We start from the raw sequence: 21345 nt of genomic DNA on the forward strand, positions 1-21345 counted from the left end.
CAGTTCATGTTCGTGTTCGAGCAACTTCTCTAATCGTTCTTCAAATGGTTCTGGTCTTTTATCGATACGGAAGTAAGAGTGTGATTCTGAGCGGTGGAAGCTCTCACCTGTTATAACTGCGCTTTTCCCGTTGTCCATGAAGTTGAATATTTGCGCGATGAAGTAGTCATTATCTCTTTCGGTATTGAGGTGCACTTTTCCCGTTGGCTGAACTATGATTGGCGCTACATTATAGCCGCCTTTACTTTTCTTATTTTCACAATACAGGTAGAGCTCCATTCCTGTCTTACGCTCTAGAAAACCTAAATTTTCGAATCGACAAGCGGCTAGTCGTCCACCGAACCAGGTGTATACAATCTGGCGTTTTCGGTCGAAATAAATATTGGCCGGCTTTGGGGTTTTGATGAAGACGGCTGTAAAAAAAATAGCGAGAGAGCTAGTTATCAAAGCTATGGCTATATCGATAAATACGGATGTTTTATAGTTTTCAGTTCCATAGTGAGTAACTGCTTTTAGATAACTGGCGAATGAGCCATTACCACTTTTACCTAGCATAGTTTCGTAGTATTTGTGATTTAGAGCTGATTGTTCGTCAGCTCTCAGCTCTAAGACTTCTTTAGCAAAAGCTAGCTGATCTTCAGTTGGTCCTAATTTCCCCACAAAAGTAAATGAGAGTACCCACAGCCCAATAACCAAAGGTAAAAGATACGCAAGCCTCAACCCATTTTTTGCATCTCGAACAGAAATAACATCATCCGTGACTGTCATAAAGGGTTCTAGCGGGTCATCCGCAGGCTGAATGGTTTTAAAGTGGGAAGAAACCGACTCTCGCCATTTAATCAGTTTTTGTGGGTATTGATATCTGACCAAGAAGCCCTGGTTATTCGATCGTTTCATTTTCCACCCTGGTATATGCTGCTTGGCTTATCGTCTACCATACCATAGTACGTTTTTTCGAGTTCGCCTTTAGAAGTTAGCATGCGTTTTGGAACAATCACCTCATGGCTCTGCTGATAATACCAATGTAAGTTAAGCTCCTTGCCATGCGCACTCTCCATTTCAACGTCAAAATTGAGATGTAATGTGCCATCAACGATTTCATTCTGGAAAAAATCATTACTGTTCATTGCATTAGTGAGTGCTTGGCGAAACGCTTCAGTTGCAGGCTTATTTTCTACTATTTGGAAATTTACCATTTTTGATATAGGTTGCATAATATCAACAGGAGTGTGTGTACTACAAATTGCCCCGATGACATTGGACTTTCCAGGTATGAACCCAGGTAGTTGAAGTCGATAGCCATAGACTTTTCTGGTCGGAGATAATTCTTCTTTCACCCAAACTCGTAGTATTGGACGTAATAATAGATTCATAAATTCTTGTTGTTCGATTTGTAACGCGATCTGTAGGGTAGGAAGAACGTTATGTTTAGGTGAAAGGGCTAATCTTTGTTTTATAGTATGTTTACCACCGTCTAAAAAATCCCAAAATGGTACTTCTTACTCTTTCCCCAGAAGCAGCTAGATAGTAGTTTCTCTAGTTCTGATTTGTGATATTTAGCTGCTATTTCCTCGGCAACAAGCAGGAACGCAAAGGCAATCAGAGCAAACCAGCCAGATTGAGCGGTTGCTGAACGTATGTTGAGCAGATATAGAGCTGGACCTGCTGCAAACATTGAGTAGCTGAGCATTCTAGTGATATTGGCATACATCAAACCTCGGTTTCCTGAATCATGTGCATCTACCGCATTGGCGGTTGACGACACCAGTAATGCGAGGTTGGAAAGTCCTATCAAGCCTGTTAAAGCTTTGGCTTGGCCGAGGCTTTTCATATGCGCCAATTTTGCATCAAGTTTTACCGTAGCTAACTTAGCGCCTCCTTTGGCAGCTACACCAAATAAGGAAGGTAGGCCAGTTCTCACTGCGTAATTAAAAGAGGTCGAGTTTATGGCTTTTCGGGCAAGCAAGACTTGAGCACGTTGTACTCCCCTTTTATCGACAATTGCCGCGGATAACGCGGCTACCGCAGTTGATAGTGTTTGTGTTGGTGTAATCCAGTTATGTGGTTTGGTTGGGTCGCTTGCTCAAACTCATCAATCTGTGCCAGTTGCATTAGAACGTCTATATTGGCTCTCATTGATAACATAGATAGCGCACCATCTAAGCTTTTTCCTAATAAAGCTATATTAGTGTCAGCATCAAAGCTAACGTATCGGTGGCTGTAGTTAGGGAGTGTCAGTTTTGCTATTGGGGAGTCATTCGCCGCATTTTCAAGTTTTGGTAACGTATTTGCTCTCTCTTGGTTGCTCCATGAAATGAGTTTTTTTGCGAAAGGCAACGCGCTTTGCGTTTTGAGTACTGGAAAATTGCTTTTTCCGTTTGAATCGATATTTTTGGCAAGCAGTCTTCCTAACTCATCAATCGAGACCCTTACTTTTCCATCAAGTTCTATTATTCCAAAGCCTTTCTCAAAGAAGGTTGGAATAAAATCAAGTAACCCTGAATACGCTACTGGTTTTAAGTTTGATACGGATGTAGCTAGGTGGCCCTGCCCATATTTGGCCAATGCCGCAGTCCAGCTCCAGAGATACTGAAGTACACTCGCTGTGTTATCTGCAAGCTCAGAGGCGAGCTCAGACCAATCTATGAGATTTTGACATTGGAGCAAAATGGTTTCGAGTTTATCTTGGTATATAAAATAGGTGTTGTTTGCCCCGTTTTCATAGGCAGCATTGATCATGCTAACAACAACATCGTGTCCTTCTTGTGTTGCCCCAATACCATCGAGAACTGATGAAATGATTGCGTTCAGCTTTTGGAGTTCTTTGAATGGGTCGGTGAGTTCTTGTGTATCAAAGAACATATTAAGATAGCCGTCAAGCGAGCCTACAGTCCCATCAGCCAGATCCTGATAAGAAAAAGACGAAAATAGGTCTAGATATGCTGTTCGTGAAGCGGCTAAAGCCTCGCCCTCTTCTTTGCTTTGTTTGTAAAATTCAGTGAGCTCTTCAACATGAATATTTTCATTTATGGCAGCTTGTATTTGAGGCTCATCTGATGAGTTCTCATTGAGTTGCAAGATGAATTCACCAATGGTTTTTGGATATATCTCGGTTGCCTCGCTAGCCTTTTCCCCACTAAAAAGAAGAGCCAGTATGAATGCAATATCTGCCTGCCGCCCAACCGGATCATACAACGCAACTAAAGTGCCATTTTCCTCATCGCATTGGCTCTTTTGCATGGTTTCGACTACGCCCTCAGGAGAAAGGTGGTAGCTCAAATAGCTTGTTAATAGTCTACGCCGTGCTTTTCAGGTTTATCTGACTCAACCTTTAGCCACTTATCTTCTGATGTTCGATAATCCTCTACTAGCTTCGTAAAGTTGTCTTCACTAGCCTCGGCACTGTAATCTCCACTTGCGGCGGTTAAATCTACGCGCTGCATGGATTTAGCGCGCAGTTCTTCATCTTCATTCATTTTATCGATGATGGAAGGTGCCCACTCATGTTCTGAGTAAGCGATGGAGATCTCTTCCGTATTGGCGGAAGCAAACGCGAATGGGTAGAAGGTTGCGCCTGATGAGGTATCGAGTGTTAAGCCGTCTTGAGCGTTTTCGCCGTTGGTAAACAGGTGTTTTTCAAACTTTTCAAGCACACCTGTTGGGGTTTCAACTTGCTTGTATTTGAAGATATGGAACTGATCTTTACTGCCTTCTTCTTTAATGTATATCCAGCCTTCACGTAGTAGGCGTAGTACATAGCCACCAGTGTCTTGTAGGCCAGTCGCCCCTTCCATTTCTGCCATTGTTGGTGGCGCTTGAGGCGGAAGGAGGTTCCCATCTTCATCGGCAAAGTTGGCGTAGCCATAACGTACAGGGTAGATGGGCATAACACTTGCGACACACCCTGGCACTTCATTCAAGAAGGGATCGACGGTATCAATGGTCTCGATGGTATTCACCACGGTATCAATCACGCCCGCCTCGGCTGAGTAAGTGCTGGCACTGGCTTTGATAACATCGACTGTCGCGCTACCTAAGAGTAGTTTACTTGCTGTCATTTGCATTCTGACAAACGTTAAGCTGATCAGCTCTGGCAGCGACTTCATGTAGATGTTGAGGGTATCTAGGTGCTTGGGAAAGATGTCGTTCGCAAGCACGACATAGTGATGGTTGCTCGCTTCTTGTTGCATGTATTGCAAGCGTGACTTGATTTTCCCTAGCAGGGCATCGAGCTTTTCATTGATCGTGCGCTTTGTTTCGTCCCAGTTGTAGTCTTGCAGGTAGCTTTGTGGGTTTCCATGGCCACGTGCGCGCATAAAGGCAAAGAAGCGATCGCTAGTTTCATATGGCGCAAGAAGAAGAAGGTAGAGAGGATTTCCCCTTCTTCTAATAGAGTAGGCATAAGGTAAGAAAGCAGCGTTTCTGTGGTATGCGGCAGTACGAGGTTGATGTTACCAATAAGGGCGTCGGTGAGCTTCTCAAGTGAATACTTGGAATTGTCACTGATGTGTTCAAAGCTGAGTGTGACCTCGGTTTCTACAATTTCTTGGAAAAAGCGGTCGTTAGTGAGGTCTTGTCCAATCGCCCCCAAGGTGTGAGGGAGGTTTCTACTCGAACGGGTTTCCAAAATGGTGTTTGAGCCTTGCATGCCAGAACGAAGAAGTCTTCCTCACACTCGTCTTCGACATAACGTGGGTTAGAACGCAGAGTTGGTGTAACTTCAAATGGATCAGCACTTTCTTCCACTTTGATTTTTACTATGCCCGATTTCAAGCCATCGGCGACACCTTGGCCGCTTCCGCCTAAGGTTCCAGAGCTTAATGCTGCGTTTCCTTTATCAGTGATTTGAAATTCTGCGTTGGTAAGCCTTTTGCCATTAGGATAGCGAGCGCTGATATTGAGTGTATAGGTTGGCTCCACGTCTTCTTCAACAATAACGGATGGGTTTTCTACACCAAAGCACATGGTATTGGCTTTGTTCATTGTCATATGATCGGATTGACGTGCAACACCTTTACCTTCGATTATTACGGTTGGCGAAGAGGTTACGAATTCCGCTTCATCAGCAATTGTGCCAGAGGCTACGCCTTTATGATCGCCACCTTCGTCACCAGTACTGCTCGCGAACTTGCTGCCCTCTAAAGCGATGCTGTTACCGCCATCTGCTGTGACAGTTGTTGTACCGTCTACGAGATCTGCTGATTTTGCGTTGTTACCATACGGGATGGGAACAATGGGTTTGCCCACCTTGGTTAAGCATACGTCAGGCACAGAAGCATTTGCTTCGCCATCAGAGCCTTGATGGACAATACTTAAATCATTTGCGTTGATGGTTACAGGCATAGTAAAGACCTCATGCTTATTTGGGCTGTCTAATGGGCGAATTAATTTAGGCTGATTTTCTGGGCGCGGATTTTCTGCGCTTTCTCAGCATCGGATGTGATGTACTGAGCTTCGTTTTTTAGGTGACCTGTGCGGCCATCTAAGGTTGTTTTGGCGTTGCCGCTTTTTATCTCAACACTTTGCTCACCTTCAATTAAGATGGATTTAGCTCGAAGAGTGAGCGTGTCTTGTTCGAACACAGAAAAGTAGATATCAGTGAGTATGGGCAGTGAAATATCACCAGCGAAAAATTCAATTTTGCAGGCAAGCTGATTGTCGATTGCGACATAGATTTGAGCTGACGTAAACGCTCGTCCAATACTCGCCCAAACAGCGCTTCCATGCGGGTTACCATCAAAGTCGACTTTGACTCGATTGTTTTCTGGGTGAATTTCAATGATGTGCCCAAAGCGGGGGATAAACTGTTCGCTCATGTTCGAGCAGTCCTTACTCATGATATTAAGTTCATAAAAACGAATAGCTTATCATTTGAGCAATTTTGTCTGTAATGTCAGAACGACAGTGAAAACTGCGCCTTTGTATGGTTACTTAGTGATTGTAAGTTAAATGAAAGGCTGGTGTTGGTGAGAGTGTCGTTGGTGCTGGTGGATGTGTCTAAATTACGATGAAATTTATTTTTTTGACAGTGTGATGTTCAGCACGAAATCAGTTTCAAAGTTGTCGCTTATGATGAAGAATCCGTACCACGAGCGACAACTAGAGAGCAAGGCAGTGCTAGGATTCTTGATAACGAATACTATTCACAAACCACTCTTTTTCGCCTTCAGGTGTGCGGACGATAAACTCATCGTCGACCTCTTTTTTCAGTAGAGCGCGAGCCATTGGCGAATCAATCGAGATGTAGTCTTTGACCCCACCATAGATTTCATCTGGGCCTACAATGCGAAATGTTTTGATATCGCCGTCTTCATTTTCGATCTCTACCCAAGCGCCGAAGAACACTTTGCCTTCTTGCTGAGGGGAATAGTCCACCACTTTAACCTGATCGAGGCGTTTTCTCAGGTAGCGCACGCGGCGATCAATCTCGCGCAGGCGCTTTTTGTTGTATTGATAGTCAGCGTTCTCACTTCTATCACCCAAGCTTGCCGCCCATGTGACTTTTTTGGTGACTTCAGGACGTTCTTCTCGCCATAAAAAGTCGAGCTCTTGCTTGAGTTTGTCATAACCCTCGCGAGTAATTAGGTTCGTTTTCATATTCTTGACGTGATTAGATTGAATCTAGCTCATACATTAGCTAAAAAAGACATAAACGTTAACAATTCTTTACGCCACTTTGGGCATAACAGTGTTACATTTTACGAGTTGCTCTTTAAGCGTTGTCTCGCTTAGAGTTAGCAGGCTTTAGTTATTAGGTGGAACCATTTCATGCAAGAGAACTTTAAAATTTTAGTCGTGGACGATGATGCTCGTCTACGTGCGCTATTGGAGCGTTACTTATCAGAGCAAGGATTCCAAGTACGCAGTGTTGCTAACAGTGAGCAGATGGACCGCCTGTTAACTCGAGAAAACTTTCACCTTATGGTGTTGGACTTAATGCTACCGGGCGAAGATGGCTTGTCTATTTGCCGTCGTCTGCGTAATGCCAACAACATGTTGCCGATTCTAATGTTGACGGCAAAAGGTGATGAGATTGACCGTATCGTTGGCCTAGAAGTTGGTGCCGACGACTACCTACCAAAACCGTTTAACCCACGTGAGCTTTTGGCCCGCATCAAAGCGGTGCTGCGCCGTCAAACGATTGAAGCGCCGGGAGCGCCAAGCTCGGAAGAGTCTGTGGTTGAGTTCGGTGAGTTCCGTTTGAACTTAGGTACTCGCGAGATGTTCCGTGGTGATGAGGCGATGCCGCTAACCTCTGGTGAATTCGCGGTGCTGAAAGCATTGGTAACCAACGCGCGTGAGCCTATGTCTCGCGATAAGCTGATGAACATGGCGCGTGGCCGTGAGTACTCGGCGATGGAGCGTTCAATCGACGTTCAGATTTCGCGTTTGCGCCGTATGTTGGAAGTGGATCCAAGTAAACCACGTTACATTCAAACGGTTTGGGGTTTAGGCTACGTCTTTGTTCCTGATGGCAAAGAGGTGTAATATCCGCCTGTAAATTCGAGCTCCTAGAGGCAATCCTTTAGGAGCTTTTTTCTTCTTAAACTCATGCATCAACATGTGGCTAGAGCCACTTGCTTCTCAACAATTAGGATTCTCCTATGCGTATTCGTAGCTCCTTTACTCAGTCCATTCTGATTTTCTTAACTTTGCTGATTGCTAGCCAAGTCTATTCGTATTACGCAGTATTTAATTACGCTTTGATGCCAAGCTTGCAGCAATTCAATAAGATCTTAGGGCACGAAATCAACTTGATGCTGGATGATAAGTTGCAGCATGAAGGTGGGTTGGAAATGGATGCGCCGCTGAGGAGGCGCGTTCTTGAGCAGCTTGGTGTGACCATGCATGCCGATGATAGTCCGATTGGTAAAGAGTATAAGCATGGCGTCGCCATCGATTTGATGAGTGAAGACATGACTAACGAGCTCGGTACCCCAACTGAGGTTCGTATGATGCTGGGCAGTGAGAGCTATATTCTATGGATGAAGATAGATGCGCTGCCGGGCTCGGTGTTACGCATTCCACTTTCTGAGCTCCAGGAAGGGGATTTCTCGCCTCTGTTTCGCAATAGCTTGATTGTGGCACTGTTGATTGTTGCCGGTGTATGGCTGTTTATTCGTTTGCAGAATCGACCTTTGATTGCGTTGGAGAAGGCAGCTAAAGGTGTGGGACGAGGAGAGATCCCAGCCCCACTACCTGAAAAGGGCGCAACAGAGATTCGCGCCGTAACTCGCGCTTTCAATCAGATGTCTAAAGGCATTCAAGAGTTGGAAGAGGACCGAGCGCTTTTGATGGCAGGTATCAGTCATGATTTGCGAACGCCTTTAACACGTATTCGACTCGCGACAGAGATGATGTCGCCAGAAGACAGCTACTTGGCTGAAGGGATTATTGGTGACACGGAAGAGTGTAACGAGATTATCAGTCAGTTTATGGATTACCTTAAGCCAGTGAACCCAGAAGCGTTTGAAGCGGTAGATATCAATGAAATAGCGAGTGATGTGGCAAGCTCTGAGGGTAGCTATGATATTGAGATTGAAACTGCGTTGGAGCCATCTATTAAATCGGCTCATGGCATTCCGATTGCCGTTAAGCGTTCGCTTAGCAACTTGGTGGTCAATGCGATTCGTTATGGTAATGGCTGGGTAAAAATATCAACCGGCATGACGGCAGACAACAAACTGGTCTGGATGTGTGTTGAGGATAACGGTCCGGGGATTGAGAAATCTCAGGTAGCCAAGCTGTTTGAACCTTTTACTCGCGGTGATACGGCGCGCGGAAGTGAAGGTACTGGGCTTGGATTGGCAATTGTGAAGCGAATTATCAGCCAACATAGTGGCTCGGTGTCGCTGACGAATCGCAATGAAGGTGGTTTAAAAGCGCAGATTAGCTTTCCAGTTCATACTGCCAAGAAGAAAGGGTAATGTCTCCAAACAACAGTGAATAAAAGAGCGGCTCTGAGCCGCTCTTTTTACTTTTTGAATTACGCCTTAGCGTAGATGTCTCTTTCACCAAGCCAGCGGTCGATTATAGCTTTAGCATTATCTGGGTAGTTGTCATGAATGTAGCGAGCGAGGCGCTGAACTTCGGGGATTAAGCCTTGATCGCGAACTAAGTCGGCAATTTTAAAGTCGGCTAATCCTGTTTGTTTGGTGCCAAGTAGCTCACCGGGACCGCGAATCTCTAAGTCGCGTTGGGCGATCACAAAGCCGTCGTTGCTTTCTCGCAGTACCCCTAAACGTTTCTGCGCTGTTTTGGAAAGCGGCGCATGATACAACAGGACACAATGGCTAGCCACTGAACCTCGGCCAACACGGCCTCTCAGCTGGTGGAGCTGAGCCAAACCAAGACGTTCTGGGTTTTCAATGATCATCAAGCTGGAATTGGGCACATCGACGCCAACCTCAATCACTGTGGTCGCAACTAATAGGTGCAGCTTGTTGTCTTTGAAATCTTGCATGACTGCTTGTTTTTCAGCCGGTTTCATTCGCCCATGCACTAAGCCTATTTTGACATCGGGCAGTTTGCGTTGCAGCTCTTCTGCGGTATCGGCAGCCGCTTGGGCCTCTAAGACTTCCGATTCATCAATCAGAGTACAGACCCAGTATGCTTGCTTGCCTTGATTGAGACAGGCGTTGCGCACTCGCTCTACAATATCGTCACGCTTGGTATCTGGAATGGCGACCGTCTGTATTGGTGTTCGACCTGGTGGTAGTTCATCAATGACGGAGGTTTCCAAATCGGCATAGGCGGTCATCGCCAGTGTGCGAGGAATAGGCGTGGCAGTCATAACGAGCTGATGCGGGTAGAAGCCCTGTTTGGCCCCTTTTTCACGCAGTTCTAAGCGCTGATGAACCCCAAAACGGTGCTGCTCGTCGATGATTACCAAGGCAAGGTTATGGAATTCAACATGTTCTTGAAAAAGCGCGTGAGTACCCACTACCATTTGGGCTTCGCCGCTGGCTATGCGTGTAAGCTCGGTATCTTTGGCTTTCCCTTTTAGTTTCCCGGCGAGCCAGCCAACCTGGATACCCATTTTTTCAAACCAGTTGGCAAAGTTGAGGGCGTGCTGCTCGGCAAGGAGTTCCGTTGGGGCCATTAATGCCACTTGATAGCCATGCTCGATTGCACGCACGGCAGCAAGGGCTGCGACTAGGGTTTTCCCTGAACCTACATCCCCTTGAACTAGGCGCATCATGGGTTGAGCTTTAACAAGATCATCCTCAATCTCTTTGACCACTCTTGCTTGGGCATTGGTCGGCGAGAAAGGAAGTTGTCTCAACAGTTGTGCTTTAAGATTATTTACCTCAGGCAAAGCGACACTGGCATCTTGTTGTCCTTTACTTCTAACCGCCAACATAGAGAGATTCTGCGCGAGCAGCTCTTCAATGATCAGCCGTTGCTGAGCTGGATGTTTGCCCTCGTCAAACTCGTCCACATCAATGTTAGGCGGTGGCCTATGAATGGTATGCAGAGCTTGGTTTAGCGTCAGTTGTTGGCTGTACATACCCGACGGCAGGAGTTCTTGTACCGCCGACTTATCGAGCAGTGCCAGTGCTTGGTCGGTGAGGTTTCGCAGGGTAATTTGACGCAGCCCGTCGGTGGTGGGGTAAACCGGTGTTAAGGTTTGCTCTACATCGGGTGCTTGTCTTGGGGTATAAAACTTGTAGTCGGGGTGTACGATCTCTAGCCCGTTCGCACCACGTTTCACTTCGCCGTACGCGTGTACTAACTTACCTTGGGTGAAGTTGTTCTTAATCCCCGCGGTAAAGTTAAAAAAGCGCAATGTAATTGTGCCGTTGCCATCACTGATTTTTACCGTGAGCATTTTGCGCTTACCAAAGTGGGTATCGCAGCTCATCACCGTGCCTTGAACAGCGGCCCAGAGCCCAGCATGCAGTTTTACAATGGGGTAAACACGGGTGCGGTCTTCATAGCGAAGTGGTAGGTGAAATAGCAGATCTTGAACATTATTCAGGCCAACTTTTTCAAGCTTTTCAGCCACCTTTGCACCCACTCCAGAAAGTGACGTTAGTGGGATCGCAGAAAGAAGTTGAGACATAGTCGAGCCTGAGTAATATACCGAATAATAGTGATAACTATACTGGCTTTTTGTACAGGATAAAAGGCAGCAAAATGGGTCGTTTCACTGCCCTATGACGCGGTTAGGCTTTTTGCATCTCTTGCCACCACGCTTCGTCAGCCACAATTTGGCCCTCATCATCAAGTGGTGGGTAAGGAAGCTTTTTACGTTTGGCGACTTTGGCCAGTACTGGGTGACCGCGTTCAAACAGTGTTTTGTGAATAGCTTCTTCAGACAAAGCGCTCTTTTCACGTTCGTACATACCTGCTGCTTGGCGCTGACGCTGAGCTTCGTAAAGAACGATGGCGCTCGCCACTGACACATTTAAAGACTGCACCATGCCCATCATTGGGATAATGATGTCTTGGTCTGCCAGTTCTAGAGCTTGCTTTGAGGTGCCGACTTTTTCATTACCCAAGATAACCGCAGTAGGCTTGGTGTAATCAATGTCGCGAAAATCAACAGCAGTGTCTGAAAGGTTGGTCACCAGAACCTGCATGCCTTGCGATTTCAGCTCTTTAATGGCTTCTGTGATGTTTTCATGGGTATCCACTTCCACCCAGTTACGTGCGCCCGCAGAGGTGTGGCTGAGAGTGCGCATTTCATCGGTTGGCCAAACAGCATGTATCTTGTGCAGACCAGTGGCATCGGCTGTGCGGATCACCGCAGAGACATTATTTGGCTTGTGTACCTCTTCCAAACAGATTGTTAGATCGGTTTGACGAGCCTTCAGGACTTCTTGGATGCGTTGATAACGTTCAATTTTCATAGCTTTTTCTTTTGAATGTTAATAAAACGCCCTTGTAGCGATGCAACAAGGGCGTTTGAAATTCACTTAAGTGATTAACTAGTTCTTTCTACGCCGAACACGCAGTGCATGCGGCATGACACGAATCTTCTTCATGATGCCAGCAAGGTGAACACGGTCTTTGGTTGTGAGAAGAACGGTGATGGTATATAAGCGACCATCACGCTCTTCTGTCGACAAACCATGAATGTTCGAGCCTGTTTTCGAGATTACGTTAGTTAGCTCTGCCAATACACCTTGGTGGTTGTGCATGTCAACTTTGAGTTCAGTAATGAACTCTTGGTCGTAATCTTCAGACCACTCAACCGCCATGTACTTATCCGGTTCTTTCTGATAACCCCGCACGTTTGGACAAGTTTCACGGTGAACCACCAATCCTCGCCCTGGTGACACGTGGGCAATGATGTGATCGTCGGGAATTGGGTGGCAACAGTTAGCAAATGTCAGCAAGATACCTTCCGACCCACGGATTGGTAGTTTCTTCTTCGGTTTGCCGTCTGTACTCTTCACTTCGGTAAGCTCGTCGGCATCGCCAAGAAGCCTGCGAGCAATCACGATACTCATCAGCTCGCCCAAGCCAATATCGGCTAGGAGATCTTCTAAGCTGTTGACCTTCAAATCAGATAGAACATGCTGGATGTTCTCTTGACTGATATCGCTAAGCGAACGTTCACCGAGAGCATGGTTAAGCAATCGACGACCCAGAGTGATCGACTCTTCACGACGCATGGTTTTCAGAACCTGACGGATCTTAGTGCGTGCACGAGACGTCACAACATAGTTGAGCCAAGCTGCGTTTGGTCTGGCGCCAGGTGCACTGATGATTTCAATCGTTTGACCGTTTTTCAGCGACTTACTGAGTGGATATGGGTTGCGATCGACACGCGCACCCACACACATGTTACCCACGTCAGTATGTACCGCGTAAGCAAAATCAACCGCGGTTGCGCCCACAGGCAGTTCAACGATGCGACCTTTCGGCGTGAAGACGTAAATCTCATCTGGGAACAGATCGGATTTTACATTTTCAATGAATTCAAACGAGTTACCCGCACTTTGTTGTAGCTCAAGTAAGCTTTGCATCCAGCGCTGAGCTTTCACTTGCGCCGTGGTACCAGTGCGGTCGCTGTTGCCTTTGTAAGACCAGTGCGCAGCAACACCTTTGTCGGCCATTTGGTCCATGTCTTCGGTACGAATCTGTACTTCGACAGGAACACCGTGAGGGCCGATCATCGAGGTGTGCAAAGATTGGTAGCCGTTAGCTTTTGGGACGGCGATGTAATCTTTCATGCGGCCAGGACGTGGCTTGTATAGACTGTGGACTTGGCCAAGTACTCGGTAACAGGTATCTGGATTATCAACAACAACACGGAACGCATAGATGTCCATGATGGTGTGGAAACGCTGTTCTTTGGTTTTCATCTTGTTGTAGATGGAGAACAGGTTTTTCTCGCGGCCAAATACACGGGCTTTTAACCCAACATCATCCAAACGCCCTTCAATTTCTTTGTGGATACGCTTGATCATCTCTTTACGGTTACCACGCGCCGCTTTCACGACCTCTTTTAACACGCGGTAGCGGTTAGGGTAGAGGGCTTCAAAGCCAAGCTCTTCGAGCTCCGTTTTGATGTTGTGGATACCAAGCGATGCGCCAGAGGAGAGTAGATCTCTAAGGTTTCACGAGCGATTCGACGTTTCTTGTCTGGGCGAAGTGCGCCCAGCGTGCGCATGTTGTGCGTACGGTCGGCCAGCTTGATCAGAATGACGCGAATGTCTTGCACCATAGCCAGAACCATCTTACGGAAGTTCTCTGCTTGGGCTTCTTTACGATCGCGGAATTTCAGTTTATCGAGTTTAGAGACACCATCAACGAGTTCAGCAACGGTGTTACCAAATTGCTCTTCGAGATCTTCTTTGGTGACATCACAGTCTTCGATAACGTCGTGAAGTAGGGCTGCTTGAAGGGTTTCAATATCAAGGCGCATTTCGGCCAAAATACGTGAAACGGCAACAGGGTGGATAATATACGGTTCGCCGCTAGAGCGGGTTTGCCCTTCATGGGCGTCTCTTGCTACCACATAAGATTGACGCAGAGCCTCAATTTGAGGCTCTGTTAGGTATTCTTGGGCAACATCTTTAAGGCTATCGAATAGATACAAATTTAAGACCCGGAAGGTTAGTTAATTCGAAAGCTTTAGAATTGCAAAGATTAACGGTTGTGCGCGATGCTGCTTACCGCTGCAAGTTCTGCTGCTTCCTGCTCTTGCTGCTCTTGGCGCTCACGTGCGTCCAGAACTTCTTTCGTAATAAGACCTTCTTCAATCTCGCGAAGTGCGATAACTGTAGGCTTATCGTTCTCTTCTGGCACTAGAGAATCTTTGCCGCCAGTTTGCATTTGACGAGCGCGGCGTGCCGCAATAAGAACTAGGTCGAAACGGTTACCAACTTTTTCAACAGCGTCTTGAACAGTTACGCGTGCCATGAGAACTCCAAATAAGTAATAAAATTTTGAATGACGAGAAAGTATACAGCCTAAGTGTCTTATATTCTAGATCTTAGGAGGATCTTCTCAATTAAGCTCTTTGTTAAAAGAAGCTTTACTCCGACAGTAGTGCTTTAAGCATACCGTTATATTTAGCAGCTTGTTTATCTTGCTTCAATCTTTCTGCACGAATGATGGCTTTAAAGTCCATCAATGCAGCATCAAAGTCATCGTTTACGATCATGTAATCGTATTCGTTGTAGTGAGAGATTTCCGCTTTTGCTTCAGCCATACGCTTAGCGATTACCGCTTCGCTGTCTTGGCCGCGAGCATTTAGGCGTCGCTCTAGCTCACCGTTTGATGGTGGCAGGATAAATACGCTGCGTGCTAAAGGCATTTGCTCACGAATTTGACGAGCACCTTGCCAGTCAATATCCAAGAACACATCAATGCCCTTTTCTAAGTTTTCTTCAATCCAAACGCGAGATGTGCCGTAGTAGTTACCGAATACTTCCGCGTACTCAAGAAACTCACCTTTACCGATCAGCTCTTCAAAGTGTTCTTTTTGCACGAAGTGGTAGTGAACACCATCTTCTTCACCTGGGCGCATACCGCGAGTGGTATGAGAAACAGACACCTTCATTGCGTATGTTGGGTTGGTTTCCAGCATAGCTGAAATCAAGCTGGATTTTCCTGCGCCGCTTGGTGCAGATACGATATAAAGAGTACCTTTGCCCATTTGAACATTTCCACGTTTGGTTGGAGTTAAAAAGTTATGGAAACGGTTTAAACAAACTCGCTTGCATCACTTCTTTAAAGATAGCACTGACCCTAAAAACAACGACTCATTGGTGATTTTTAGGTCAGAAAAATGGAGGCGAAGAGTATCACGTTTTACGCGTGTTCTACAAGTAACGAAAATGCGCCGTTTTATGCTCTAAATAACTATTCATATTAGATAATCCACTCAATAACTTCAGCAAACGTTTGCTTGTTTATCAAGAGCTTGTTTTTAAAGAGATAAAAAACGTGGCGAAATGATGTCGAAAATCATTGAATTATTCCATTTACTGATTAAAATCCGCGCCAAACTTTATCACCCTGTATATGTTTAGTGCATGGTCTAAACGTCTCTACCACCTGAGCGAATTAGGTGACTACAGAGCCAATGTTGCTGATGATCGTCGCGCAAACTTATTCGCAGTGAAAGGTTTACTTATTTCTTACCAGTTATTGGGCCGAAGGCATAGCTGTCACTAACTGAAAATAGGCAATCCCGTGAGCGTAAATGCGACAACCGAAACGAAGCCAACCGCTTCTTTTCTAGATTCTACTTTTAAAATATCCGAGCGAAAGTCAACGATTGGCACTGAGGTGTACGCGGGCTTTATTACTTTTTTAGCAATGAGCTACATCCTTGCGGTGAACCCAGCTATTTTAGGCGATATTCCAGGTATGGATCGTGGTGCTGTATTCACCGCAACAGCGCTCGCCGCCGCATTCGCGACTTTGCTTATGGGCGTGTTTGGTAACTACCCAGTGATGCTGGCTCCAGGCATGAGCATGAACGGTTTCTTTAAAGGCATGCTGTTAAGTGGTTCAGTTGCTTTGGTTTGGCATGAGGCGCTGTTTGGTATCTTCTTATCAGGCGTCATCTACCTGATTCTATCGCTCACCAATATCCGTAAGGCGATGATTGAATCCATTCCGGAAGATTTGAAACTGGCGATTACCGTTTCCCTCGGTCTCTTCATTGCTTTCCTTGGTCTGAAAAACGCGGGCATCATTGTTTCTAACCCAATCATTCTAGTCAGCATGGGCAACATCAATGATCCGCAAGTGATTATTGCCTACATCAGTATCTTTATTGCTCTGGGCTGTATGATTCGCGATATTAAGCTGGCGACATTCATCTCATTCGTTTCTGCAATTTTACTCACGGTACTGGCTGATGTGTTCATGGGCACCAGCAACGCACCACTACCAGAAGCATTGGTGACTGCGCCACCGAGTATGGCGGGTAGCTTTGGCGCTATTTTTGATTTCTCTGGCCTGACAGCCGATAAGATGTTCGACCTGCTGTTTATCGTGGTAATTTTCCTGATTGTCGACTTCTTCGATGGCATGAGCACGATTGTTGGTGTTGGCCGTGATGCTGGCATCATCGATAAAGATGGTAAAGTGCCAAATGCACGTTCTGCACTGGTTGCTGATGCAGGTGGTACGGTAATGGGCTCTGTTCTGGGTACGACTTCGATTACTGCGTTCTCTGAGTCGGGCATTGCGTCTTCGCAAGGTGCGCGCACGGGTCTTGCGGCAGTTGTGGTAGCAGGCTTGTTCCTAGTTTCGCTGTTCCTTTACCCACTGTTCTCTATCTTTTCGGCGGCAATGGTTGCCCCTGCATGGTGGTTGTGGGCATCTACATGATTGGTCGTTTAGGCCAAATTAGCTGGGAAGCGAAAGAGTCTCGCATTGCGTCGTTCTTCACTATCATGTTTACGGTTTTGAGCTTCTCGCCAGCAAATGGTATGGCGATGGGTTTCATTAGCTACGCATTCTCAATGGTTGTGGCAGGTAAAGGTAAAGAAGTTCACCCAGTGATTTACGTATTGTCTGGCTTGTTCCTGACGTATTTGATCATGTTGTAAGTTGATGGTTGCTAGTTGATAGCGACTTTCGATACAAAAATGCCAGAGCCTGTGACGTTATTCGAATAAGCTCTGGCATTTTTTATTGTGCAATCCGACAAGAACAAATTATTCGATGTTTTGGATCTGCTCGCGCATTTGCTCAATCAGTACTTTCAGTTCAACACCAGATGCGGTGATGTCTGTACTGATTGATTTAGAGGCTAGCGTGTTTGATTCGCGGTTGAACTCTTGCATCATGAAGTCGAGACGACGGCCAACTGCGCCACCTTTCTTCAAGATGTTATTGGTCTCTTTTACGTGAGAATCTAGGCGTCTAGCTCTTCTGCTACGTCAGACTTTTGCGCCAGTAGGATTAGCTCTTGCTCAACACGTGCACCATCGAGTTCGATTTTAGCTTCTTCGAACTTGCTTAGTAGGCGCTCACGCTGCCAAGTTAGGATCTCTGGCATGCGAGCACGAACTTTCACCACTTCTTCCGTGATCGCGGTTAAACGCTGGTCGATCAGCGCTTTCATGTTTTCACCTTCACGGCCACGAGCTTCGATGAATTCGCTTAATGCTTCTTCAAATCCCTTTAATAGGTCTTTGTTTACCGCGTCCATATCTTGCTCAGGTGTTTCCATCACGCCAGGCCAGTTCATGACTTGGAATGGATTCAAGCGGCTCTCTTCGCCCGTTAGCGCCATTACTTGGTTGCTGCGCCAATCACTTGCTTCGCAAGACCTTCGTTAATGGTAAGCTCACCTTTTGCTGCGGGGTTGGCTTCAAAACGCAGGTGACACTCTACTTTGCCGCGTGCCAAGCGCTTGCGAAACGCTCGCGCAGTACAGGCTCTAAACCACGGAACTGCTCTGGCATACGGAAGTAGGTTTCCAAGTAGCGTTGATTCACACTACGAATTTCCCATACTGCGCTGCCCCAATCGCCTTTCACTTCTTTACGTGAATAGGCTGTCATACTATAGATCATCGAATTTTCCTGTTTATCAATCTTTGAAAATAACGCGAGGCTGATAGTAGCAGACTTTTGTTAAAGGAACATCGCACATTACTAATAGACGGCCCATCAAAGAAGCACAACAAGTCCTACGAAACTCAGTTAGCTAATAATAGTCCACTTCTGCTATAATCCGTGCCCAACCAAATTCAATCCCCTGTTTATAGAAAGGTAGTTGCTCATGCGTCCAAATGATCGCGCAGCGGACCAAGTTCGCCCAATCAAAATTACTCGTAACTACACCGCTTATGCTGAAGGCTCGGTTTTAGTCGAGTTTGGCAATACCAAAGTATTGTGTAATGCGACTGTAGAAGAGAACGTGCCACGCTGGTTAAAAGGCCAAGGCAAAGGTTGGGTAACCGCTGAATATGGCATGTTGCCACGCGCTACGCACACGCGTACTCGCCGTGAAGCAGCCAGTGGTAAACAGGGCGGTCGTACGATGGAAATCCAACGTCTTATCGCTCGCAGTCTACGTGCTGTAGTAGATCTTAAAGCTATGGGTGAAATCATGATCACGGTAGATTGTGATGTGATTCAGGCTGATGGCGGCACGCGTACTGCGTCTATTTCTGGTGCAAGTGTGGCGATGGCGGATGCATTCCAGCACCTTGTTGCTAATGGCAAGCTAAAAACGAATCCGATGAAAGGCCACGTAGCGGCGGTATCTGCAGGTATCTTGGGTGAAAACGTTCTGTGTGACTTAGAGTACGTTGAAGATTCTGCAGCCGATACCGATATGAATATCGTGATGACGGAAGATGGCCGTATGATCGAAATCCAAGGTACGGCAGAGGGCGAACCGTTTAGCCAAGATGAGCTGATGGCTCTATTGGAGTCGGCGAAGATTGGCATCAAAGAGATTGTCGAGGCGCAAAAGGCAGCGTTGGCAGACTAATTTTTTATACTATGTTTATGAGAATGGCTTCTAGATTTAGAAGCTATTTTTTTGCCTTCCTTGTGATAGTGACTATTCGAGGTGGGGCTGTGGCAATGATAGATAAATTGAGAGAGAAACATGAAAGCATATCAACGTGAGTTTATTGAGTTTGCACTTGAGAAAGAAGTACTAAAGTTTGGTGAGTTTACTTTAAAGTCAGGCCGTAAGAGCCCTTACTTCTTCAATGCTGGATTGTTTAACACAGGTCGTGATTTAGCGCGTTTAGGTCGTTTTTACGCAGCAGCACTAGCCGATTCGGGTATTGAGTTTGACGTGCTATTTGGCCCTGCATATAAAGGCATCCCAATCGCGACAACGACCGCGGTAGCACTGGCCGATCACCACGATGTGGACACGCCATACTGTTTTAACCGTAAAGAAGCAAAAGACCATGGTGAAGGTGGCAACCTAGTAGGTAGCGCGCTGGAAGGCCGCATCATGCTAGTCGATGATGTGATTACTGCGGGTACGGCAATTCGTGAGTCGATGGAAATCATCCAAGCCAATGGCGCAGACTTAGCGGGTGTTTTAGTTGCAATTGATCGTCAAGAGAAGGGTAAAGGTGAACTGTCTGCAATCCAAGAAGTTGAGCGCGACTTTGGCTGTGCAATTATCTCTATTGTTAGCCTGACAGACCTAGTGACTTACCTAGAAGAGAAAGGCACTGACCCTGTTCACCTAGAAGCAGTAAAAGCGTATCGCGCTCAATACGGCATTTAATATCTCGCTTGTAAGCGGTAAATAAGAAAATGAAAAAGGTTGGTATTGCGCCAACCTTTTTTGTTGTTTTGATTCGTTCGGTTATTTGTATCGAATGCCTTTCTCAGCGTTTTCATCCGCCATTGTTTTAAAGCGTTTGTGTAGCCACATCCACTGCTCTGGAGCGCGCATGATGATCATCTCAACGTACTTATTCATGTAAGCCGCAGCAGCGACTTCATCTTTTTGTGGGTAGTCAGCTTCGATGGACTGATCGGCCATAATTTCATACAAGCCATGTTCATTTCTAAAACCTGAGCCAGTTACGATGGCGCACTTACTGGTGTAGGCCAAAATGCTAGTACCAGTGGTTGTACAGGCATCTTCAACCGCAAAAAAAGGTACAAACACCGACTTGTTACGGCCGTAATCATGATCGGGTAAGTAGAACAATCGCTCGCCTCTGCGCAGCACGCGAATCATCTGCTTAACGTCTTTACGATCAACCAGCTTATTGCCGTTGTGCGTGCGTCCCCAATACTGAATGAAGTTATAAGCAGGATTATTGTGTGGCCTAAACACTCCATACCCACCAATACCTAGCACCCCATAAGCACGGGCGGTAATTTCAAGGTTGAGTGCATGCACGCAGCACAGTAGGACGCCTTTCCCAGCCTCTGCGTGTTGCTTAAGGACTTCGATGTCTTTCTCGATAATCTGACGCTTAAAACGCCAAGTGGGCCAGAACCACGTAATACCGGTTTCAATCAAAGCCATGCCAGTATTTTTGAAGTTCTCGTGCACCATATCGTTAACTTCAGATTGCGGTTTGTCTGGAAAGGCGAGTTCTAAATTACGCTTCGCGACTGCGACTCGCTTTTTACCAAACTTCATTCCCAGTAAGCCAAGACGCTGACCAATATAAAGAAGAATCCGATAAGGTAGAACGTTGACCACAATGGCGAGTAAGCCAAAACCCAACCAAACACCCCAGTTTTTAGGGTGCAGTAGCTTTATTGAAAATTGGGGTGCGTCAAATTTGTCAGTTGCCATAGTGAGCGTTACTTAAGGTCCGACTTTTATTGAATCTGAGCACTGAGTAGTGCCCAATATTCATCGAAGTTAGCCGTTGGTTGATATTTAAAATCTGAACGAACGAAGCGGTTCAAACTGCCTTCTACTTGGCCGAGTAACTGGGCGGCAAGAATGGACTCATCGACAGGGAAAGACTTGCCTTCGCGCAGCTTTCTCTCGCGGAGAATCTGGCGTAAGGAAGTTTCGATACGTTCAAATAGCTGGTTGATTCGATCGCGCAGTCGCTCGTTTTCGAACATGAGAGCATGACCGGAAAGAATTCGTGTCAGCCCTGGGTTGCGTTCAGAGAACGCGAGTATCAGTTGCAATACCAGTTGAATGCGGCGAAGCGTGTCTTTTTCTTCATCTAAAATGCGGTTGATACGCGACATTAAAGACTCTTCGATAAACTCGATCAAGCCTTCAAACATACGCGCTTTGCTCGGAAAGTGGCGGTAAAGTGCCGCTTCGGAAACTCCAACTTGTTTCGCAAGTTTTGCTGTTGTGATGCGAGAAGCGCCTTCGTTAGACTCTAGCATTTGCGCGAGTGCTTGAAGTATCTCTTCGCGTCGGTTGGATTTTCTTGTACCGGCCATGACCCTTTCCTTT

18 protein-coding genes, 3 pseudogenes and 1 riboswitch are annotated in these 21345 nt (G+C 46.3%); of the genes and pseudogenes, 5 read left to right on the top strand and 16 right to left on the bottom strand.

The window, feature by feature from the left end; all coding sequences use genetic code 11:
- From UA76_RS17970 to greB, 8 genes are all read right to left on the bottom strand, one after another.
- The coding region (locus UA76_RS17970) for a hypothetical protein (RefSeq protein WP_047049026.1) at positions 1-897 on the bottom strand (897 nt) is incomplete at its 3' end.
- Positions 894-1337: a hypothetical protein gene (locus UA76_RS17975; protein WP_047049027.1), complete on the bottom strand. Its 444-nt coding sequence runs from the start codon at positions 1335-1337 to the stop codon at positions 894-896. The genes UA76_RS17975 and UA76_RS17970, both read right to left, overlap by 4 nt.
- Positions 1338-1474: 137 nt before the next feature.
- The gene (locus tag UA76_RS17980; protein WP_157617673.1) at positions 1475-1831 is read right to left on the bottom strand and encodes a hypothetical protein; all 357 of its coding nucleotides are present in this window, start codon (positions 1829-1831) and stop codon (positions 1475-1477) included.
- A 188-nt stretch (positions 1832-2019) separates the two neighbouring features.
- Entirely contained in the window at positions 2020-3240 is a 1221-nt protein-coding gene (locus UA76_RS17985; protein ID WP_047049033.1) for a hypothetical protein, read from the bottom strand.
- A 47-nt stretch (positions 3241-3287) separates the two neighbouring features.
- On the bottom strand, positions 3288-4316 hold the full coding sequence (locus tag UA76_RS22655; RefSeq protein WP_052772097.1) for a toxin VasX: 1029 nt from the start codon (positions 4314-4316) through the stop codon (positions 3288-3290).
- Between the two features lie 220 nt (positions 4317-4536).
- On the bottom strand, positions 4537-5343 hold the full coding sequence (locus UA76_RS22660) for a DUF4150 domain-containing protein (RefSeq protein WP_052772098.1): 807 nt from the start codon (positions 5341-5343) through the stop codon (positions 4537-4539).
- Between the two features lie 41 nt (positions 5344-5384).
- On the bottom strand, positions 5385-5816 hold the full coding sequence (locus tag UA76_RS17995) for a hypothetical protein (RefSeq protein ID WP_238322346.1): 432 nt from the start codon (positions 5814-5816) through the stop codon (positions 5385-5387).
- A 301-nt stretch (positions 5817-6117) separates the two neighbouring features.
- On the bottom strand, positions 6118-6597 hold the full coding sequence (gene greB, locus UA76_RS18000; RefSeq protein ID WP_047049038.1) for a transcription elongation factor GreB: 480 nt from the start codon (positions 6595-6597) through the stop codon (positions 6118-6120).
- A gap of 171 nt (positions 6598-6768) precedes the next feature.
- Here greB and ompR point away from each other — a divergent pair, with 171 nt between their 5' ends.
- The gene (gene ompR, locus UA76_RS18005) at positions 6769-7488 is read left to right on the top strand and encodes an osmolarity response regulator transcription factor OmpR (RefSeq protein ID WP_047049042.1); all 720 of its coding nucleotides are present in this window, start codon (positions 6769-6771) and stop codon (positions 7486-7488) included.
- A 116-nt stretch (positions 7489-7604) separates the two neighbouring features.
- Complete coding sequence (envZ, locus tag UA76_RS18010) at positions 7605-8927, top strand: two-component system sensor histidine kinase EnvZ (RefSeq protein WP_047049045.1); 1323 nt, start codon at positions 7605-7607, stop codon at positions 8925-8927.
- Between the two features lie 59 nt (positions 8928-8986).
- On the opposite strand, the gene recG is transcribed toward envZ, so the two are convergent.
- The 5 genes and pseudogenes from recG to gmk all read right to left on the bottom strand — a co-directional run bounded on the left by recG (position 8987) and on the right by gmk (position 15115).
- On the bottom strand, positions 8987-11065 hold the full coding sequence (gene recG / locus UA76_RS18015; RefSeq protein WP_047049047.1) for an ATP-dependent DNA helicase RecG: 2079 nt from the start codon (positions 11063-11065) through the stop codon (positions 8987-8989).
- A 103-nt stretch (positions 11066-11168) separates the two neighbouring features.
- On the bottom strand, positions 11169-11855 hold the full coding sequence (gene trmH / locus UA76_RS18020) for a tRNA (guanosine(18)-2'-O)-methyltransferase TrmH (protein ID WP_047049049.1): 687 nt from the start codon (positions 11853-11855) through the stop codon (positions 11169-11171).
- Between the two features lie 78 nt (positions 11856-11933).
- Positions 11934-14053: pseudogene (gene spoT, locus UA76_RS18025) on the bottom strand (bifunctional GTP diphosphokinase/guanosine-3',5'-bis pyrophosphate 3'-pyrophosphohydrolase).
- A 50-nt stretch (positions 14054-14103) separates the two neighbouring features.
- Positions 14104-14376, bottom strand: coding sequence for a DNA-directed RNA polymerase subunit omega (gene rpoZ / locus UA76_RS18030; RefSeq protein ID WP_047049053.1), 273 nt, complete (start codon positions 14374-14376; stop codon positions 14104-14106).
- Between the two features lie 115 nt (positions 14377-14491).
- Positions 14492-15115 carry a guanylate kinase gene (gmk, locus tag UA76_RS18035; RefSeq protein ID WP_047049055.1) on the bottom strand — a complete coding sequence of 208 codons (624 nt, stop codon included), beginning with the start codon at positions 15113-15115 and terminating at the stop codon, positions 14492-14494.
- Positions 15116-15457: 342 nt separating this feature from the next.
- Positions 15458-15556, top strand: a riboswitch (purine riboswitch).
- 98 nt (positions 15557-15654) lie between these two features.
- Here gmk and UA76_RS18040 point away from each other — a divergent pair.
- Positions 15655-17024, top strand: a pseudogene (locus UA76_RS18040) (NCS2 family permease).
- Positions 17025-17132: 108 nt separating this feature from the next.
- On the opposite strand, the pseudogene UA76_RS18045 reads toward UA76_RS18040, so the two are convergent.
- Positions 17133-17996, bottom strand: a pseudogene (locus UA76_RS18045) (YicC/YloC family endoribonuclease).
- 208 nt (positions 17997-18204) lie between these two features.
- On the opposite strand from UA76_RS18045, the gene rph reads away from it, so the two are divergent.
- Positions 18205-18921: a ribonuclease PH gene (gene rph / locus UA76_RS18050; protein WP_047049058.1), complete on the top strand. Its 717-nt coding sequence runs from the start codon at positions 18205-18207 to the stop codon at positions 18919-18921.
- Between the two features lie 120 nt (positions 18922-19041).
- A complete protein-coding gene (pyrE, locus tag UA76_RS18055; protein ID WP_047049061.1) occupies positions 19042-19683 on the top strand; it encodes an orotate phosphoribosyltransferase in 642 nt (213 codons plus the stop codon).
- A gap of 81 nt (positions 19684-19764) precedes the next feature.
- Here the strand turns inward: pyrE and UA76_RS18060 are convergent, their stop codons facing one another.
- Entirely contained in the window at positions 19765-20715 is a 951-nt protein-coding gene (locus tag UA76_RS18060) for a Kdo(2)-lipid IV(A) acyltransferase (RefSeq protein ID WP_047049064.1), read from the bottom strand.
- A 26-nt stretch (positions 20716-20741) separates the two neighbouring features.
- Complete coding sequence (gene slmA, locus UA76_RS18065) at positions 20742-21332, bottom strand: nucleoid occlusion factor SlmA (RefSeq protein WP_047049065.1); 591 nt, start codon at positions 21330-21332, stop codon at positions 20742-20744.
- Positions 21333-21345 lie beyond the last annotated feature (13 nt).

It is taken from the genome of Vibrio mexicanus, from assembly GCF_001012815.1.
Classification (GTDB): Bacteria; Pseudomonadota; Gammaproteobacteria; order Enterobacterales; family Vibrionaceae; genus Vibrio; species Vibrio mexicanus.